At 69.8% G+C, this 17,795-nt stretch carries 12 protein-coding genes and 1 tRNA gene; 3 read left to right on the forward strand and 10 right to left on the reverse strand.

All coding sequences use genetic code 11. From position 1 onward, the window contains the following. Positions 1–136 precede the first annotated feature (136 nt). Positions 137–212: transfer RNA gene (locus AC5IG3_RS16835), tRNA-Thr, on the reverse strand. 111 nt (positions 213–323) lie between these two features. On the opposite strand from AC5IG3_RS16835, the gene AC5IG3_RS16840 reads away from it, so the two are divergent. Next, a complete protein-coding gene (locus AC5IG3_RS16840; protein WP_491907438.1) occupies positions 324–1,157 on the forward strand; it encodes a metallophosphoesterase in 834 nt (277 codons plus the stop codon). 15 nt (positions 1,158–1,172) lie between these two features. On the opposite strand, the gene AC5IG3_RS16845 is transcribed toward AC5IG3_RS16840, so the two are convergent. Then, entirely contained in the window at positions 1,173–1,607 is a 435-nt protein-coding gene (locus AC5IG3_RS16845) for a MaoC family dehydratase (RefSeq protein WP_491907439.1), read from the reverse strand. Positions 1,608–1,687: 80 nt separating this feature from the next. Between AC5IG3_RS16845 and AC5IG3_RS16850 the strand changes: the two genes are divergently transcribed. Then, on the forward strand, positions 1,688–2,965 hold the full coding sequence (locus tag AC5IG3_RS16850; RefSeq protein WP_491907440.1) for an anion transporter: 1,278 nt from the start codon (positions 1,688–1,690) through the stop codon (positions 2,963–2,965). A 13-nt stretch (positions 2,966–2,978) separates the two neighbouring features. Here AC5IG3_RS16850 and sbcB read toward each other — a convergent pair whose 3' ends face one another. From sbcB to AC5IG3_RS16870, 4 genes are all read right to left on the reverse strand, one after another. Further along, complete coding sequence (sbcB, locus tag AC5IG3_RS16855; protein WP_491907441.1) at positions 2,979–4,448, reverse strand: exodeoxyribonuclease I; 1,470 nt, start codon at positions 4,446–4,448, stop codon at positions 2,979–2,981. Positions 4,449–4,511: 63 nt separating this feature from the next. Beyond that, positions 4,512–5,408: a DNA ligase gene (locus AC5IG3_RS16860; RefSeq protein ID WP_491907442.1), complete on the reverse strand. Its 897-nt coding sequence runs from the start codon at positions 5,406–5,408 to the stop codon at positions 4,512–4,514. A 98-nt stretch (positions 5,409–5,506) separates the two neighbouring features. Beyond that, the gene (locus AC5IG3_RS16865) at positions 5,507–7,165 is read right to left on the reverse strand and encodes a GGDEF domain-containing protein (RefSeq protein ID WP_491907443.1); all 1,659 of its coding nucleotides are present in this window, start codon (positions 7,163–7,165) and stop codon (positions 5,507–5,509) included. 30 nt (positions 7,166–7,195) lie between these two features. Then, the gene (locus AC5IG3_RS16870; protein ID WP_491907444.1) at positions 7,196–9,439 is read right to left on the reverse strand and encodes a putative bifunctional diguanylate cyclase/phosphodiesterase; all 2,244 of its coding nucleotides are present in this window, start codon (positions 9,437–9,439) and stop codon (positions 7,196–7,198) included. 239 nt (positions 9,440–9,678) lie between these two features. Between AC5IG3_RS16870 and AC5IG3_RS16875 the strand changes: the two genes are divergently transcribed. Continuing rightward, on the forward strand, positions 9,679–10,998 hold the full coding sequence (locus AC5IG3_RS16875; protein ID WP_491907445.1) for a sensor histidine kinase: 1,320 nt from the start codon (positions 9,679–9,681) through the stop codon (positions 10,996–10,998). A 12-nt stretch (positions 10,999–11,010) separates the two neighbouring features. On the opposite strand, the gene AC5IG3_RS16880 is transcribed toward AC5IG3_RS16875, so the two are convergent. The 4 genes from AC5IG3_RS16880 to flgL all read right to left on the reverse strand — a co-directional run bounded on the left by AC5IG3_RS16880 (position 11,011) and on the right by flgL (position 17,774). Next, positions 11,011–11,646 (reverse strand): response regulator, encoded by a 636-nt coding sequence (locus AC5IG3_RS16880; protein WP_491907446.1) that lies wholly within the window; start codon positions 11,644–11,646, stop codon positions 11,011–11,013. After that, positions 11,643–15,164: a PAS domain-containing sensor histidine kinase gene (locus AC5IG3_RS16885; protein WP_491907447.1), complete on the reverse strand. Its 3,522-nt coding sequence runs from the start codon at positions 15,162–15,164 to the stop codon at positions 11,643–11,645. Before AC5IG3_RS16885 ends, AC5IG3_RS16880 begins: the two co-directional genes overlap by 4 nt. Before the next feature lie 162 nt (positions 15,165–15,326). Continuing rightward, entirely contained in the window at positions 15,327–16,526 is a 1,200-nt protein-coding gene (locus AC5IG3_RS16890; RefSeq protein ID WP_491907448.1) for an EAL and HDOD domain-containing protein, read from the reverse strand. 18 nt (positions 16,527–16,544) lie between these two features. Beyond that, a complete protein-coding gene (gene flgL, locus AC5IG3_RS16895) occupies positions 16,545–17,774 on the reverse strand; it encodes a flagellar hook-associated protein FlgL (protein WP_491907449.1) in 1,230 nt (409 codons plus the stop codon). Positions 17,775–17,795: the final 21 nt, after the last annotated feature.

Below are 17,795 nucleotides of genomic sequence, written 5' to 3' on the forward strand. Positions count from 1 at the left end.
CCGCGTGCGGTTTTTTGCGCCTGCTGCTGGCGCTGGTGGGTACTGACCGCTCGAAACGGTCTTACATCCGCCCTTACATCGTGCTCGGAAACAAAAAAGCCCCGGCTTGTGACCGAGGCTAAGTTGTTGATTTCATTGGTGCCGGAGAAAGGAGTCGAACCCTCGACCTTCTCATTACGAATGAGCTGCTCTACCAACTGAGCTACACCGGCACTGCGAGTGACTTGCGTCAAAAGCGAGCCGCTATTCTAGCCATGTTTTGTGCGGCTGGCGATGAGACGGCGTCACTTGTTCACAAGATAGGTCGATAGACTGCCGACCCCATGCGCATTCAACTCCTGTCCGACCTGCACCTTGAGCGACATCCGGACTTCCTGCCCGAGCCGATTGCAGGTGTCGAGGTGCTGGTGCTCGCGGGCGACATCGGCTCGTATCAGAGCGGTTCGCTGCTGACGGACGATGATTTCGGGCTGGGCCGTTTCTCGCCGCTCAAGCCGGGCTCGCCCTGGCTGGTGGTGCTGTACGTGCCGGGCAATCACGAGTACGACGGGCTGGAGTTCGAGCCAACCCATGACCGCCTGCGCGCTACTTGCAAGCGGCTGGGCATCGTCTGGCTGGAGCGCAGCACGCATGTGATCGGCCGCGTGCGCTTCGTGGGCACTACGCTGTGGAGCGATTTCGACGCGCTGGCTTCTGAGGAGCGCAACCTGCACGGCCAGCTCAAGCAGCGCGACAAGGCCTTTCGCGCCGCCAACTACTACCTGCGCAAATACAGCTGCCTGCACCACGGCGAGCAGATGCTGGCCGAGGCCATGCGCGAGCTGGGTCTGCAATGCCAGCACTGGTTGCGCAGGGCGCTGCAAACGCCCTTCAACGGCACCACGGTGGCGGTGACGCACTTCGCCCCCAGCCTGCACAGCGCCGACCCGCGCTACGGCCGCACGCCCGGTACCGCCGGCTTCTGCAATGCGCTCGATGACCTGCTGCCGCACGCGCAGTTGTGGCTGCATGGGCACCTGCACTGCCGCATCGACTACGAGGTGAACTTCGGCGTCAACCCCGACAGCCCGCGCTGCCGCGTGGTGGCCAACCCGTGGGGCTATGCCAGCAAGGACGAGCAGAAGGGATTTCGGCCCGAGCTGTGCATCGAGGTCTGACGCGCCCGGGCGCGCTCAGGCCAGGTTGAACAGTGTCGTCGCTTCCATGTCCAGCACGTCCTGGCCGTGCTGGTTGACCAGCCGCCAACGCCAGCGCATGACGCCGAGCTCGGGCCGGCTGCGCGAGGTGCGGGTTTCCTGCACCTCGGCGTGCAGCGTGAGCGCGTCGCCTGCGCGCACCGGGTTGGGCCATTTCAGGTAGCTCAGGCCGGGCGAGGCGGTGGCATTGGAGTCCTGCAGCGCCACCTCGACCGCCAAGCGCATCGCAATCACCGCCGTGTGCCAGCCGCTGGCGATCACCTCGCCAAACAGACCGGCTGCGGCCGCCTCCGGGTCGGTGTGAAACCACTGCGGATCGTGGGCGCGCGCGAAGCTCAGGATCTCGTCCTGCGTGACCACCACCGGTCCGGCGGTGATGGCTTGTCCGGCAAAGAATTCATGGAATTTCATGCGCTGGATTGGATCAGAAACAGCGCGCCTTGAAGCGGACAATCCACCGCCGTTCAGACCACCGCCAGACCACCGACGCCATGCAGGATCTCATCATTGCCATCTTTGCCACCGTCTACGTCGGCATGATCCTGGGCGGGCTGCCGCTGCTGCAACTCGACCGCACCGGCGTGGCGCTGCTGGGCGCGATTGCGCTGATCGGCATCGATGCCCTCAGCCTCGACCAGGCCGCGCAGGCCATTCACCTGCCGACCCTGCTGCTGCTGTTTTCCTTCATGGTGGTGTCGGCGCAGATGCGGCTGGGCGGCTTCTACGGCTGGGTGACGCGGGCGCTGGCCGGGCTGCAGGTGACGCCCACCACCTTGCTGGGCGCACTGATCGCGGTGTGCGCGGCGCTATCGGCGGTATTCAGCAACGACATCGTCTGCCTGGCCGTGGCACCCGTGCTGGTCGACGCCTGCCGGCGGCGCGGCCTGGCCCCGCTGCCCTTTCTGCTGGCGCTGGCATGCGCGGCCAACATCGGCTCGGCGGCCACGCTGATCGGCAACCCGCAGAACATGCTGATCGGCGAGCGCCTGAAGCTCGACTTCGGCCGCTATGCGCTCGACGCCGCCGCGCCGGTCGTGCTGGGCCTGCTCGCCACCTGGGCGCTGATCTGCCGCCTGTGCCGCAACGACCTCCAGCGCCCGCGCGGCCCGATCACCGCCACCCTGCTGCCGCTGCCCGACGAGAGCGACGACACCCTGATCGATCCACCGTTCGACCACTGGCAAGCCGCCAAGGGTCTGCTGGTGGCAGCCGGCGTGGTGCTGTGCTTCGTGTTCACGCCCTGGCCGCGCGAGGTGGTCGCGCTCACCGGCGCAGGCCTGCTGCTGCTGAGCCGCAAACTGCACAGCCGCCAGATGCTGGGCCAGATCGACTGGGAGCTGCTGGTGCTGTTCATGGGCCTGTTCGTGGTCAACCATGCGTTGGAAACCACCGGCCTGCCCGCCCGGCTGGTGACCGATCTGGCCGCAGCCGGCGTGTCGCTGCAGCAGCCCGGGCCGCTGATGGGCGTGACCTTCGTGCTGTCGAACATCGTCTCCAACGTGCCGGCGGTAATGCTGCTGCTGCCGCTGGCAGACCAGCTGCCCGGCGGCACCGCCTTTGGCGGGCTGCTGCTGGCGCTGATCAGCACGCTGGCGGGCAACCTGTTTATCGTCGGGAGCCTGGCCAACATCATCGTGGTGGACGCCGCCGCCCGGCGCGGCGTGGCCATCGACTGGCGCGCCCACGCCCGCATCGGCGTGCCGGTGACGCTGCTGACGCTGGCGGTGACGGTGGGCTACCTGGCGCTGCGGCTTGCGCTCATCCCATAAGCTCGCCGCCGAATCAATCGCTGAAGCGCTCGCCCAGTTCGGTGCCGTATTCGTAGAGCGCACCCAACACGTCCTGGCCGCGCTCATCGTCATCGGCCAGGCCTTCGGCGAGCTGGTCGATGCGGTCGAAGAAGCCTTGCAGGCTCAGACGCCCCGGGCCGCCTTGCTGCAGGCGAGCGGCGCACTGCGCGGCCCAGCGCGGCTGCTCGTCTTCAGTCAACTGCGCCGGGAAGTTGCGGGCGCGGTAGCGCCAGAGCAGTTCATCGAGGCGCGGGTCCTCGAACACCGGCTGGCGGGCGCTGGTCTTGTCGGCCAGCGCCTCGGGCGTCAGCGCACGCAGACGCTCCAGCGTGCGGCGGTCGTTGTTGCTGAGGAAGCCGCCGTAGAGGTCTTCATCGACGTCCGGCGCTTGCGCCGACGCGGGTCGCGCAAACACGTCGGGCCACACACCGGCCAGCAGATGCGCCTGGCGCTGGGCGATGTCGGCATGCGCCAGAGCCTGCACCATGTCCACGCCCCAGCGCGCGGCCATGTCGGCGCTCAGGGTCTTGAGGTTGGCGATCACCACCGGTGACTTGTTGATGTGGATGCTCTTGATCGGCAACCGCGTCACGCCTTCGGGCAGGTCTTCGGCACGGGTGTAGAGGCGTTGGCGGATCTGGTCGGCGTTGAGCGTGAACAGCTCGCTCGGGTCGGCAGCCAGGTCCCAGACGATGACCTCGTTCTTGTTCGTCGGGTGCGGCGCCAGCGGCCAGACCACCGCCAGGCAACCGCGCTCGGGGCCGTACATGCCGGAGATGTGCAGGAAGGGCCGACCCTGCGACTGCGCCTGGTTCATCTCGGCCAGCACGGCGTCTTTCTTGCGCAGCTTGAGGCAAAAATCGAACAGGCGCGGCTGCTGGCGGCGGATCAGCCGGGCCAGCGCGAGCGTGGCGTGCACGTCGGACAGCGCGTCGTGCGCCGCCTCATGCGTCAGGCCGTTGGCGGCGGTCAGGTGTTCGAGCTTGAAGCTCGGCCGGCCGTCCGGGTGCCGGGGCCAGGTGATGCCGTCGGGCCGCAGCGCGTAGGTGCAGCGCACCACGTCGAGCAGATCCCAGCGGCCGCATTCGTTCTGCCATTCGCGGGCGTAGGGGTCGATCAGGTTGCGCCAGAACAGGTGGCGCGTGACCTCGTCGTCGAAGCGGATGCTGTTGTAGCCGACGCCCACGGTTCCAGGCCGGGCGAGTTGCGCTTCGATGGCGGCAGCGAACGCTGGCTCGGACACGCCTCGTTGCTGGCAGGTCTGCGGCACGATGCCGGTGATCAGGCAGCTCTCGGGGTCGGGAAGCACGTCGGGCGCAGGCTGGCAGTGCTGCATCAGCGGAGCGTCGATCTCGTTGAGTTCGGCGTCGGTGCGCACGCCGGCAAATTGCGCCGGGCGATCCACACGCGGCGATTTGCCGAAGGTTTCGTAGTCGTGCCAGTAGAAGGTCAGGTCAGCCATGGGGCGGCACCATAACCGATGCGGCGCCGGTTTTTGAGGACGTTGTCCGGGTTCTGCGGGCGCTCACGGCAACTCCCGCACGCGCAAGAGCGTGGCAAAGCGCGGCAGGCCGGTGACGGTTTCGCCCCGGTAGCTGTAGGTGATGAGGGTGCCGGGCGGGGGTGGATCGCGCCGTTGCGCATCGCTCAGGCCGCTGCCGATCAGCAGCACGCGGCCCTGCTCGTCGCGCACGCGCAAAGCGCCAGTCAGGCCCTGGTACTTGCCGCGGCCGGGGGTGTGGCTGATGACGACGGCCTCGGCGTCATGCACCGGCTTGAGCTTGAGCAGCACGTCGCTGCGGCCGCCCACATACGGCGCATCGGCGCGATGCAGCATCAGGCCTTCGCCGCCGGCCTGCAGCACGGTCTCGAAACGGCTTTGCAGCGCGGCGCGATCCGGCAGCACCTCCTGCGCCACCGCGACCAGCTGCGGCCAGGCCTGCGCCGCAACCACGTGGCGCAGGCGTTCGGCACGTTCATCAAAGCGGCCGGGCGCACCGGGCAGCTCGAAGAGCTGGTAGCTCAGGGCGCGCCATTCCTCATCCACCGGCGTCAGGCGGCGCACGGTGGCACTCAGGGCGTCAAAGCGGCTGCGGGCCAGCCACAGCTCGCCGTCGAGCGGCTGGTCGGCAGGCAGTCGGGCGGTGAACCACGCGGGCGCGGCGAACACGCTACCGCTGCGGCTGACGAGGCGGCTGCCGTCCCAGCAGGCGCGCACGCCATCGAGCTTTTCGCTCACCAGATAGCCGGCAGGTTCGATCTGCGCCGGCGCTACGCGGGCCAGCAACAGGTTCGGTGGCGCCGCTTGCACGGCGGCAGGCTGAACGCCGCTCCAGGCCGTCAAGCCCAGCGCCAGCCGGCGCAAGGCCTGGCGACGCGATATGGGGCTCAGCAAACGCGACTGGGGGCCGGAATCGAACATGGCGTCACTCCCGCAAGTTGGGTGACGCCATGATGATGAGGAAACGCCAGCTTGGCTCTCCCTCTGAAGGGGGTACGTCGGCTGAAGGGCCAGCGGATTCAGCTCATGCAGGTGCGGTTCTTGCCGGTACGCTTGGCTTCGTAGAGGGCTTCGTCGGCGCGCTGCAGCGCGGCTTCGATGGTTTCGCCCAGGCGGTACGGCGTGACGCCGGCCGAGAAGGTGACGAAGGCCTGGCGGTTCTCGTACATGAACAGCTCGGCCGACAGCTGACGCTGCACGCGCGTGAGCACGCGCTGCGCCTCGTCGACCGGCGTGGCCGGTAACAGCACCACGAACTCCTCGCCGCCGTAGCGGGCGAGCGTGTCGGTGGGGCGCAGCGCCTCGGTCACGCGGCGGGCCAGGAACTTGAGTGCCTCGTCGCCGGTCTGGTGGCCCAGCGTGTCGTTGAGGCGCTTGAAGTTGTCGATGTCGAGGATGCCCACTGCCAGCGTCGCGCCCTCGCGTTCGGCGCGCGAACGCTCGGCGTCGAAGCGCGTGATCAGGCCGCGCCGGTTGGCCACCTGGGTGAGCTGGTCGGTGCTGACTTCCTGCGACAGCTGGCGCAACTCGTCTTCGAGCTGGTGCACGCGCTGGCTCATTTCGCTGGCGCGGGCGTGTTCGTCCTGCAGGCGCTGGGTGGTGTGGCTGACCAGGGTGTGGACGGTGCGGGTTTCCTCGACCATCTCGCGCACCACGCCGGCCAGGCTTTCGAGCGAGTCGGCCTCGCCGATCACCTCGGCGTAGCGGCCGACGTTGTCGTTGAAGCGGCCGGTGTGCGTGCCGAGTTCGCCGATGTCCTGCAGCATGGTGTGGATGAGCTGCTTGAGCGATTCACGCGCCTGGGTGCGCTCGACGCGCAGTTGCTGCTGACGCTCGCGGGTGCTGACGAGCAGCTGGCTCACGGCGCTGACGCCGCGGCTGGTCAGGCCCAGGTCGAGGTGGCTGCGCATGGCCAGGCACTGGCCTTCGACCCAGGAGTTGTCCTCGGCCAGGTCGCCCAGGCCGTCGGTCAGCTCACGCACCAGGCCGCCGAGCTGGTCGACCAGGTGGTGCCGATGCTGCAGCACGCGGCGCACGTCGGCGCAGGCTTCCTGCATCTCGGCCAGCACCGGCGCGGCGTGGCCGGCCAGCAGGCGCAGGCGGTTGCCCACTTCCTGGGCGCGCACTTCGTCCGGCGGCAGCGCGGCCTGCACGGTGGCTTCGAGCGCGTGCACGATCTGCGGCCAGACAGGGTGATGAGCGGCCGCCTCAGCCACCGGCACATCGGCCAGCGGCGCGGCAGCCGACGCCACGGTGTCGGTGGCGGGAAGCGTCTCGACGATGGCCTCGGCCACGGGCGCGGCGCCCGCCTCTTCAGGCGCGGCTGCTTCGCCGTCCCAGCTGCCCACCAGCTGGCGCAGGCGTTGCAGCAGGCGCTGCGGGTCGCTGCGGCTGGAGCTGAGCACGCGCTGCAGGCTCTCGCGCCGGCGGCCGCTGGGCCACAGGCGCGTGCTGCGGTCGAGCAAGCGGGTGGCGCGGTCGAGCAGGTCGGCCCATTCCTGCGCCTGCTGCAACGGGTTGGTCACATCCTGCAGCAGCACACCGCCCTCTTCGCGCCAGGCCCGGGCGTAGTTGTCGGGCGTGGGCTCCAGGCGCTCCATCGCCAGACGGCGGAAGGCGGCCTTGGCGATCAGCGCGGCGGTCGGGGTGACAGCGGAGGCTGCCGAGGGTTTGTCCATGAGTGAGAACCTCTGGGAATCTAGAACGGCTCAGGCCGACGCGGTGGCGGGCTGCGGATCGGGAACGACCACGGCGCCGGGCAGCGCAAACGCCACCAGCGCCAGCGGGTCAGCGGCCACGCCTTCGTCCTGGTACTGCCGCACCCAGCGGCCGATCTCCTCAGGCGGCATGGGTCGCGCGAACAGAAAGCCCTGCATGACCGAACAGCCCAGGCGCGACAGCGTCTCGCACTGAACCTGGTTTTCGACACCTTCGGCCACCAACTTGAGGCCCAGCGTCTGCGCCAGCGCAATGATGGTCGTGACCACCGCCGACATGTGGCCGGGCGTGCCCAGCACGCAGATGAAGGAGCGGTCGATCTTGAGCTCGCCGATCGGCAGCTGGGTCAGGTAGGACAGCGACGAGTAGCCGGTGCCGAAGTCATCGATCGACAGCCCCACCCCGCTCTTGGTCAAGCGGTGCAGCACCGGCATGACGCTCTGCAACCCCTTCATGAGGCTGGTTTCGGTGATCTCCAGCTCGATCGAGCTGAGCGGCACATCGTGCGCGGCCACGGCGTCGCGCAGGTGTTCGAGCATGTCGGCGCGCTCGAAGCAACGGCTGGGCAGGTTGACGGCCACCTTCAGGTCCAGCCCCTCCGTGTCGCGCCAGAGGCGGATCTGGCGGGCGGTCTCGCGGATGGCCCATTCGCTCATCGGCAGGATCAGGCCGGTTGCCTCGGCCAGCGGAATGAAGTCGTCGGGCTGCACCAGCTCGCCGTTGCGGCGCCAGCGCATCAGCGCCTCCACGCCCACCACGCGGCGCTGCAGCACATCGACCTTGGGTTGGTAGTGCAGCACCAGCTCGCCGCGCTCCAGCGCCTTGTGCAGCGCGCTTTCCAGCTCCAGCTGGTCCCGCCCGGCACCCTGCATGCTGGTCTGATAGACCTGCGCCTGATTGCGGCCCCACGACTTGGCCGCGTACATGGCCGCGTCGGCGTTGCGCAGCAGGTCGACCACCGTGACGCCGTGGCCCGGATACACCGCCATGCCGATGCTGGCGGTCACGAAGTACTCGGCCCCGCTCAGCACCACCGGCGCGCGCAGGGCCAGCAGGATGCGCTGGGCGGCCTGCTCGGCCTCGGCCACATCGAACACCTCGGGCAGCAGCGCCACGAACTCGTCGCCGCCCAGGCGCCCGATGGCCTCCAGCGAGCGGTGCGAACGCAGCAGCATCGCGTCGATCGACATGTCGGCGAGCTGGTCGCTGTGGCGCACGCAGGAGCGCAGGCGCCGGCCGATCTCCAGCAGCAGCTCGTCGCCCGCGCCATGGCCCAGGGTTTCGTTGACGATCTTGAAACGGTCCAGGTCGATCAGCAGCAGCGCGCAGCGGTGGCCGAGCCGGCTGGCATGGTCGATGGCGCGCTCGGCGCGCCAGATCAGCTGGCGCCGGTTGGGCAGGCCGGTGAGCGCATCGAAGTTGGCCAGGCGCTTGATCTTGTCCTCGATCTGGCGCCGGTCGGTCACGTCCTGAAGAATGCCGGTGTAGCCGCACACCGCGCCCTGCTCGTTGAACTCCGGCTCGGCCTCGATGTGGATGACGCGCTGGCGGCCGTCGGCCGTGCGGACGCTGGCATCGGTGTCCAGGACCGTGCTGTGGCGCACCACCTCGCGCAGCAGCGCAGCCATGCCGGGGCGCTCGGGCGCCATCACCATGCGCAGCAGCTGCCGCAGCCCGATGGCGCGGCGCGGGCCGCAACCCAGCACGCGCAGCGCCTCGGGCTCCAGCCGCAGGCCGCGCGGCGCGGCACGCCAGTCGAGGCTGCCCATGCGCGCCAGGTCCTGCGCGCGGGCGAGCTTGGCGCGGCTGCGCAGCAGCTCCAGGTTGATGCGCGCCGCACGCAGCAAGGAGCGCAGCCGGCCGGCAATCAGGCTCCAGGGTTGGGACTTGACGACGAAGTCGGTGGCGCCCACGGCATAGGCACGCTCGATCGAGGTCTGATCCTCCAGCCCGGTGAGCATCAGCACCGGCGTGAATTCCAGGCCCCGCAGGCCTCGGATGGCCGCGCACAGCTCGAAGCCGTCCATGCCGGGCATCAGCGCATCGAGCACGATCAGGTCGGGGGTCCAGTCGGACAGCAGGCACAGCGCCTCGGCGCCGTCGGTGACGGGGGTGACATCAAACCCGCGCTCGCCCAGCACGGCCGCACTCAGCAGCAGGCCGGCCGGCTCATCGTCGACCAGCAGCACGCGGGGTCGCTGCGCGGGATCGGCTTCGGTGTCGTTGTACTGCATGACAGGAAGGCCTCAGCAAGAAGACACAGCAGGAGGGCCTGAAGCCGGATTGAAACTTGAAGCTGATAAAACTGGCATTTCCGGATTCTGCAGTGCGCTGAGGAGCGGACCGGCGTGGTGGGGTTCGGGCCCCACGGAGTTAGGCAGGCCTTCACGGATTTTTACCGTCCGGTGCCCCATCGTTCACAAGCGGTCATGAAGCGCTCATGAAGCACGGACGGCTCTCTAGAATCCCGCCCATGCCGTCCAGCCCACCCACGACCGACCCAGCGCTGCGCCCTGCCCCTGTCTGGATGGCGCTGGCGGCGGGCTGGCTTGGGGCGGTGATGCTCTCGGGCGTCGTGGCCACGCTGATCGTGCGGCTGAGCAACGGCAGTACCGTGACGTTGTGGCTGGCCGGCCTGCTGGCACTGGCCCTGCTGGCCGCCTGCGTGCAGTTGCTGCGGCGCAGTCAGGGTCACGCATCACCTCTGCTGCGCTGGCTGGCCGCGCCAAGCCGGGCGCTGCTGCGCTGGGTGCGCCGGTCAGACTCCGCGCCACCGGCCTGGGCCTTGCGACTGGTTCAGCAGTGGCCTGGCACCGCCGTGCTGGTGCGACCGTGGCGCGCGGCGAGTCCCGAGACAGGTCCGGACTGGCAGGTCCTGGCGGTGGGTGCAACGCTGGAAGCCTCGCCACAACGCCTGAGCCAGTGGCTGCCGCAGTGGCACACCGCCCACCCCGAGGCCGGCCCCGCACCCCGGCTGGCGACGCTACAGGGCGAAAACACCGGCGGCTGGCAGCTGATCGCACTGGGCGAGCAGACCGCCGCTGCGCCGCTGATGCTGCTGTGGCGCGCGCCGGCCGCACCGCTGCCGGACGCGGCCGAGAGCGAGCGCGAGTCGATCGCCTACAGCGTCTCGCACGACCTGCGTGCGCCGATCCGCGTCATCGAAGGCTTCACCCGCATCGTGCGCGAGGACTACGGCCCGGTGCTCGACCGTGTCGGCCGCGACCACCTCGACCGCGTGCTGGGCGCGGCCACGCGCATGAACCACATGATCGACGCGCTGATTGCGCTGTCGCGCCTGTCGACCCAGCCGCTGTCGCGACAGCGCGTGCCGCTGTCGGAGCTGGCCGCGCAAATCCTCGACGACCTGCGCCGCCAGGCACCCGAGCGCGTTGTGCAGGCCAGCATCGAGCCAAACCTGGTGGTGCAAGGCGACCCTACCCTGCTCTACAGCGTGCTGGAGAACCTGCTGGGCAACGCCTGGAAGTACAGCGCGCGGCGCTCGGTAGCCCAGATCGAGTTCGGCTGCACGACGCTGCGCGAGATCCGCCCGCTCAAGCCAGGCGAGGTCGACCGGCCCGTGTATTACCTGCGCGACAACGGCGCGGGCTTCGACATGCGCTTTGCCGACCGGCTGTTCGGCGCCTTCCAGCGCCTGCACAGCGCGAGCGAGTTCTCCGGCACCGGCGTCGGCCTGGCCTCGGTGCGACGCATCGTGCGCCGTCACGGCGGCGAGATCTGGGCGCAGAGCGCCGTCGATCAGGGCAGCTGCTTCTTCTTCACGCTGGGCTGAGGCAGAGCGCCGTCAAAGCTCGCCCGGCAGGGCGAGCTGCTCCAGCGCCTGCACCATGGCGCGGCAGCTGTCGTCGAGCGGGCGCCCTTCGCGCGCGGCCAGCTTGTGCAGCCGCTCCAGCGCCGCCGCCGAGGTGAGCGAGTAGCGGTGCATCACGATGCCCACAGCGATCGCCACCGGCTGCGCCAGCGGATCGGCCACCGGCGCCGCTGCGGCTGGGGCGGCCACGGCCTCAGGCGGCGCGGCCACCGGCGTCTGAGCCTTGCCGCGCACCTGGGTCATCACGGCCTCGACCGTCGGCACGATCTGCGCGATGTTCAGCGGCTTGACCAGATAGGCCCGCGCGCCCAGCGCCTTGATCTGCGCCACGGTGGCCTCGTCGGAAAACGCCGACAGGAACATGAAGGGCAGCTGCAGGTGGTCGCGCAGGTAGGCGGCCACGTCGAAGCCGCTCATGCCGTCCATGCGGATGTCGAGCAATGCCAGCTCAGGCCGATGCTCGCGCGCCAGCAGGATGGCGTCATCGCCGTTGTCGGCGTCGATCACGTCGAAGCCGGCCTGCATCAGGCCGTGCACCAGGGTGGCCAGCACGAGCCGGTCGTCGTCGACCACCAGCAGGCGGCCTTTGGAAGGGCGGGGAGTGTTCACGCTGAAGTACCTGAGGAAGGACTCGATGAAGGTCGAAGGGGAGAAGACTTGTCGGCTGCGGCTGCGGCTGCGGCTGCGGTTGCGGCTGCGGTTGCGGTTGCCGCAGGCGCCGGCAGCGGCTTGACCACCGGCGCGGCCAGCGACACCAGTGCCACCACCCGCGCGCCGCGCTGCTCGATGGCCAGCGCGGCGTGGCGGCGCGGCAGCAGGGCGCGCACCAGGCCCAGGCCCGACACGGCCGAGGGCCGGTGGTCGATGCGGAAATCGGTCGCCAGCCGGCCCTCGTTGTCGATCTCGATGCGCACGCCGCCGGCCTCGCCCACCAGCCGGCAGGCCACGGCCGCGCCGGGTGGGCTGTGCTTGATGGCGTTGGTGAGCAGTTCGTTGAGCGTGAGCGCGATCGGAATCGACTCGGCCTCGGGCAGCGACCATTCCTGCGCCCAGTCGCCCTGCAGCGCAAAGACGATCTCGCGGCCGAAGGTGCGCGCGACCGACTGCGCAATCGCCTCGACCACCTGGCGCACCCGCAGCGGCCCGACGCCGCCGACCTGCAGGCCGTAGACCTGGGCAATGGCCTGCACCTGGCCCACCACCTCGGCGATCACCGGCTGCACTTCGGGGCGGCGCTGGCCGATCTGCTGCAGCAGGCCGGCCACGCCCTGCAGGTTGTTCTTGATGCGGTGGTGGACTTCCTGCACCAGCATCTCGCGCTGGGTGATGGCCGCTTCCAGCTCGGCCTTCTGGGCGGCGCGCTGCGCGCTCACGTCCGACGCCACCAGCAGGATCTGGTCGACCCGCACCGCCATGGGCGTGGGCTGGCTGGCACGCGACAGCGGCAGGTAGCGCACGTCCCAGACCTTGTCGCCGCTGGCGTGCTCGATCAGGTGCTCGCGCTGCGTCACCACCTCGGGCGCGGCCAGCGCAGCGCTCAGGTCGGCGCGCAGGCGGGCAGCCTGCGCGGGCGGATAGAGCGCCTCGGGCGCGCGGCCCACCGCCGCTTCGGCGCTCAGGCCCAGCGCATCGGCGGCAACGCGGTTGATCTGCAGCACGGCCAGCGTGTGGGCGTCGAACAGCGTGATCGCCATCGGTGCGGCTTCGATGATGCGCTGCAGCGACTCGCGCGCCTGCGCCACGCGGGCCTCGGCCTGGCGGCGCTGCTCGATGTCCATCAGCGCGAACACCAGCTCGCGCGCACCGCTGGCGCCCAGCGTGGCCACGGCGTTGCCCACCACCCAGAAGGTGCGGCCGTCGCGGGCGCAGACGCGGCACTCGAACTGCAGCGCCTCGCCGTCGCGCAGCTGCTGGAACAGGGCGCGGCTGTGGCGGAAGGGGTGATCGGCGTCGCCGGTGGCCACGCCGCTGATCGACTGGCCCAGGAAATCGCCCAGATCGCCGCCGAACATGCGCCGCGCCGAGCGGTTGAGCCACGAGATGGCGCCGCCCTCGTCCACCGTGACGATGCCCACCAGCACCGAGTCCAGCACCGCCCGCGTCCGGTCGGCCTGCTGGCCGAGCACCTGCGCCATCTGCTCGCGCTCGCGCGCCAGGGCTTCGAGCTGGACCTGCTGGCCCTTGAGGCGGGTGATCTCCGAGAGCACTGCAATCGCCTGCGGCGCATCCCCCGCCGGGCCGGTGCGGCGGATGGACAGCGCATACCAGTGGCTGCCGGCGCCGTTCAATGGCGCACTGGGCGACTGCGTGGCGGCTGGCACGTCTTGGGCCGGCACTTCCAGCTCGGCCTCGTAGAGCTGGCCATGCTCCAGCGCGTAGGCCAGCTGCGAGGCCAGCGCGTCGGCGCTGCCGCCGGTGCGGGTGCAGGTGGCCAGCAGCACGCGGATGTCGGTGCCCACGCCCGCACCCAGCGGCAGGCGCAGCATGCGCTCGAAGCGCTGGTTGCAGTGCATCAGCGTGGTGCCGCGCAGCGAGGCGATGCCGGCGGGCGAGTTTTCCAGAATGGTCGAGATCTCGCCCAGCAGCTGCTCGGCGCGTTCCTGCGCACGGTGCTGCTCGGTGACGTCGAGCGTGACCACCGACGTCGACGGTCGCCCCGAACTCAGCCGCCCCGGCTGCACCCGGCTCACCAGCCAGCGCAGGCCCAGCTCGGGGTGGACGATGGCGTAGCGCGCCTCGTAGCGCTCGCCGTGCTGCATGGCGCGCTGCAGGCGCTCGAACTCGGGCAGCGACGCCGGCAGCACCAGCTCGCGCCGCACACCCTGGGCCATCAGGTTGCCGGCCTCCATGTCGGCGACGGGATGATCCTCGGCACCGGTATCCGCAAAGGGCGACGCCGGCACGCGCGCCGGGCTGGCGATGGTCGCCAGCCCGACGCCGGCGGTGTCCACCAGCGTGCCGAGCTGCAGTTGCGCCAGGTCGCGCTCTTCCTCGGCGGTGCGATCCTCGAGCATGCACATGGTGCGGCGCTGGCCACCCGCGCCTTCATAGCTGCGCAGCAGCGCCCGCACCCAGTGGCCGCGGGCGTGGCCGGGTGCGCTGGCGCCGGAAGCACCATGACCGGAGGTGCCCATGCGCGGCAGCACGGCGTCGCTGCTGACCCAGGCGGCGCCGGGGTCGAGCGGCAGTGCCAGCTCGGTGCCGCTCCAGTGCAGCAGCGCGCACACGGCGGGCGAGGCCTCGCGCAGCTCCAGCAGCGGGCCGCCCACCAGCTGCTCGAAGGCGCTGTTGGCGCGCAGCACCAGACCGCCCTGGTCGAACAGCGCCATGCCCAGCGGCGAGAGGTCGAACCACTGGTCCAGCTCGCGCGAATAGCGCTCGGCCTGCTCGCGCGCAGCGTGTTCGGCGCTGGTGTCCTGCATCAGGGTCAGCTGCAGGCGCCGGCCGTCCTGGGTCAGCGTGACATAGCGGGCCGCGCGCACCCAGAGCGAACGCCCGTCGGTGTCGAGCAGGCGCTTCTCGCGCAGCGCCGGCACCTCGGGGTGCTGCGGGTCGCGCATCAGGCGCTCGCGGTCGCGCAGGGTCAGCTCGCGCTCTTCCTCGGGCTGCAGCTCCAGCGGGTCGCGGCCGATCAGGTGCTGGCGCGGCAGGCCGACCAGCTCGGCGTAAGCGTGGTTGACGTCGATCAGCCGGAACGATTCGTCCTGCAACGTGGCCGGAAACGGCGAGCCCCACAGCATGGCGTGCAACTGGCGCAGCGGGTCGTCGGCCAGCGCCAGCAGCGGCAATGTGGGCAGCGGATCGGCCGCACGTGGCGCGTGTTCCAACGGCAGGCACAGCAGCCAGTACGCAGCATCCAGCCGGGTCAGCACGGCGCCGGCTTGCGGCCCGGGGCTGACCTGGCCGGGCGCCAGTGCGGTGGGTGCCGACCACAGCGCCATCAGCCATTGCCGCACCGGCGCGGCCAGCAGCGGCGACAGATCGGGCCAGGGCATGCCGGCCTCGCACGGCATCAGGCGCAGCGCGGCGCGGTTGGCGAATCGCAGCCGGGCGCCACGCTCGAACACCAGCACCGGTTCGGCCAGCGCGTCCAGCAGCGCAGGCGCCAGGGGCAGCTCAGCGGCCATGGCGAGCCTGCGGAGTGACAGCCACCGGAATGACCACCGAAACGGCCATCGCCATGGCCAACGACGGGTGAACTGACGGATGAGGACTCATGCGCACGCTGCGAGGGAATATCAACCCCGCAGTGTAGGGATGGCCCGAGTCAGCGCCTCACGGCGGCGCGATCACATCAGCTCGATGGCCCCGGCCAGCGCATGCAGCAGTGCGCGGTTGACGGTGCGCAGTTCCAGCATCGCATGGTCCGCCGCGTCACGGATGTCATGCCCCGTGCCGCCTTCCAGGCTGCGCACCAGTTCGATGGCGGTCTGGTACGGCCCGCTCTGCCCGGCCAGCGCCTGGTAGACCAGGTCCGGCACCGGAATGGTCTTGAGCAGCGCGTCGAACGGCTGCTGGAACATGCGGTCGAGCAGCGAGAACACGCCGCAGATGAACATCTCGCCGCGCGTGGCGGCGTCGGTGCCTTCGGGCGCCAGGGCCTCCATGAGCAGGCCGCGGCGCACGGCGGCAAACATCACCGGGCGCAGGTTGGGGTCGCTGCCAGCGGTCACCAGCAGCAGCGCCAGCCAGCGCTTGAGGCGCTGGTAGCCCAGCAGCATCACCGCGTGGGTGAAGGAGCTGATCTCCACGCGCAGGCCGAACACCGGCGAGTTGATGTAGCGCATCAGCTTGTAGGCCAGCGTCGGGTCGCGCTTGAGCGTGGCCTCGATCTCGGCCAGCGGCGCCTCGTCGTCGACCAGGTTGATCAGCTCGATGGTGGCCTTCAGGTCCGGGCGGGTCGAGGTGGCGTCGCGGCCGGGCTTGAACTGCACGATGTCGTCGATCGGCCAGCCCAGCACGGCCACACCGCCGCGCTTGAAGGCGGACTCCATGTGCGCCAGCGTGCGCACGCCGTCCTGCATGAAGCCGATGGAGCGCTGCACGCCTTCGGGCGCGGCGTGGCCGTCCAGGCGGCGTTCGTCGGCGATGTCGATGATCGAATACTTGAAGCTGCCCAGCAGCTCGCGCGGCAGCGGCTGCTCCGGGCGGCCCGACAGCAGCAGCACGTTGCCGCGCGCGGCCAGCGCCAGGATGGCGTCGCGGTGCTGCGGCTCGGCGGCAAAGAACTTGGGCACCTCGATCATGATGTTGCTGCTGGGCTTGACGTTGAGCAGCTCGGCCAGCAGGCCTTCGCTGCGCACCGACAGCGCCACGCGCGGGCCATCGGCCGGCCAGACCTGGCTGACGGCGTCGAGCAGCTCGCCCACCGGCGGCCACTGGCCCAGCGTGACGGGCGAGACCGTCAGGCGCGTGGCCATGACGTTGCGCTGGCGATCGATGATCGGGCAATAACTCAGGGTGACCTGGTCGAGGATCAGAGCGGTCATGGGAGCGTGGGGAGCCGGTTAATTGCCGATGTAGTTGAACAGCGAGAGCTTCTGCACCTGCGCATACGACTGCAGGGCGGCCTGGTAACTGGTCTGCTTGTTGGAGAACTCCGAGATGCCCTGGATCATGTCCAGGTCTTCGGCGTTCGAGCGGGTGGTCTGGGCTGAAAGAATTCTCGCACCCGTGCGGCTCTCCAGACCATCCAGACGGTTGAGCGTTTCGCCCAACATTGAACGCGATGACTGGAAATTACTCAGCACCTGGTCCATGTCGCGCAGGCCGCTCTGCACCGTCTGCATGACCTGGCCGCTGTTGGCGTTGGGGTTCTCCAGCGCGCTCAGCGCACTGTCGAGGGCGTCGAAGACGCTCAGGTCCGGCGTAGACGGATCGACGCTGAAGCGGTCGCCCGCCGCTGGCGTGCCACTGACCGACAGGCTCATGCCCGGCACGTCGGTGATCGCCTTGCCCGACTGGAAGGCCTTGTTGGTGATGGCCGCGCCCGAGGCGTCGGTCGCCGGCGCGCCGGTGGCGCTCAGCGTCACGCTGTATTCGAGCGCGCCGCTGGCGTTGGTCGAGAACGTCATCTGGTAGGCCTGGCCCTGCAGTGCCGACGGGTCGGTGACCTGGCCGGCGCTGATCCAGCCGCTGCCGGTATTGGCCGCCGTGGCGCTGGTCTCGAACACGCCGTTGCCGCTGCGCGCCTGCAGCCAGGCCTGATCGCCGTCGACCGACAGCGGCAGGCGTTCGTTGCCCGAGGCATTGAGCTGGCCACCGGTGGCCACGCTGGTGACACCGCCCACGCCGTCCAGGAACGGCGCCGATTGCGCACCCTGCCCGCCGAACAGGAAGGCGCCCGCGCCGTCCTGCTGGTTGGCGACGTTGAGCAGCTGCGAGCGCACTTCGCGCAACTGCAGCGCCAGCGCGGAACGCTCTTTCGCGGTGTAGGTGCCGTTGCCGGCGGCCACCAGCGCTTCGCGCGCGGTCTGCGTCAGGTCGACGGCGTTGCCCAGGCCGGATTCGGCCAGCGTCATGGCGTTGCGGCTGGCGTCGAGCGAGCGCAGCGTGGTCTTGCTGCGCGTTTCCTCGATCAGCGCACGTTCGGCGCGAGCCGCGCCGGTCGGGTCGTCGCTGGGCTTGCTGATCTTCTTGCCGCTGGTGAGCTGGATCTGCGCGGTCGACATCTCCTGCTGGCGGCGCTGCAGCATGTTGACCGAGGCTTCGTAGGTGGACGCGGTGGAGACTCGCATGATCTAAATCCTTGTAGTCGA

It is taken from the genome of Leptothrix sp. (in: b-proteobacteria), from assembly GCF_965250675.1.
Lineage (GTDB): Bacteria > Pseudomonadota > Gammaproteobacteria > Burkholderiales > Burkholderiaceae_C > Sphaerotilus.

Coding starts and splice junctions, on each gene's coding strand:
- AC5IG3_RS16845 (WP_491907439.1), bottom strand. CDS start 1,607: ATGAAATTCCATGAATTCTTTGCCGGACAAGCCATCACCGCCGGACCG.
- flgL (WP_491907449.1), bottom strand. CDS start 17,774: ATGCGAGTCTCCACCGCGTCCACCTACGAAGCCTCGGTCAACATGCTG.
- sbcB (WP_491907441.1), bottom strand. CDS start 4,448: ATGGCTGACCTGACCTTCTACTGGCACGACTACGAAACCTTCGGCAAA.
- AC5IG3_RS16850 (WP_491907440.1), top strand. CDS start 1,688: ATGCAGGATCTCATCATTGCCATCTTTGCCACCGTCTACGTCGGCATG.
- AC5IG3_RS16885 (WP_491907447.1), bottom strand. CDS start 15,164: ATGGCCGCTGAGCTGCCCCTGGCGCCTGCGCTGCTGGACGCGCTGGCC.
- AC5IG3_RS16890 (WP_491907448.1), bottom strand. CDS start 16,526: ATGACCGCTCTGATCCTCGACCAGGTCACCCTGAGTTATTGCCCGATC.
- AC5IG3_RS16840 (WP_491907438.1), top strand. CDS start 324: ATGCGCATTCAACTCCTGTCCGACCTGCACCTTGAGCGACATCCGGAC.
- AC5IG3_RS16870 (WP_491907444.1), bottom strand. CDS start 9,439: ATGCAGTACAACGACACCGAAGCCGATCCCGCGCAGCGACCCCGCGTG.
- AC5IG3_RS16860 (WP_491907442.1), bottom strand. CDS start 5,408: ATGTTCGATTCCGGCCCCCAGTCGCGTTTGCTGAGCCCCATATCGCGT.
- AC5IG3_RS16875 (WP_491907445.1), top strand. CDS start 9,679: ATGCCGTCCAGCCCACCCACGACCGACCCAGCGCTGCGCCCTGCCCCT.
- AC5IG3_RS16865 (WP_491907443.1), bottom strand. CDS start 7,165: ATGGACAAACCCTCGGCAGCCTCCGCTGTCACCCCGACCGCCGCGCTG.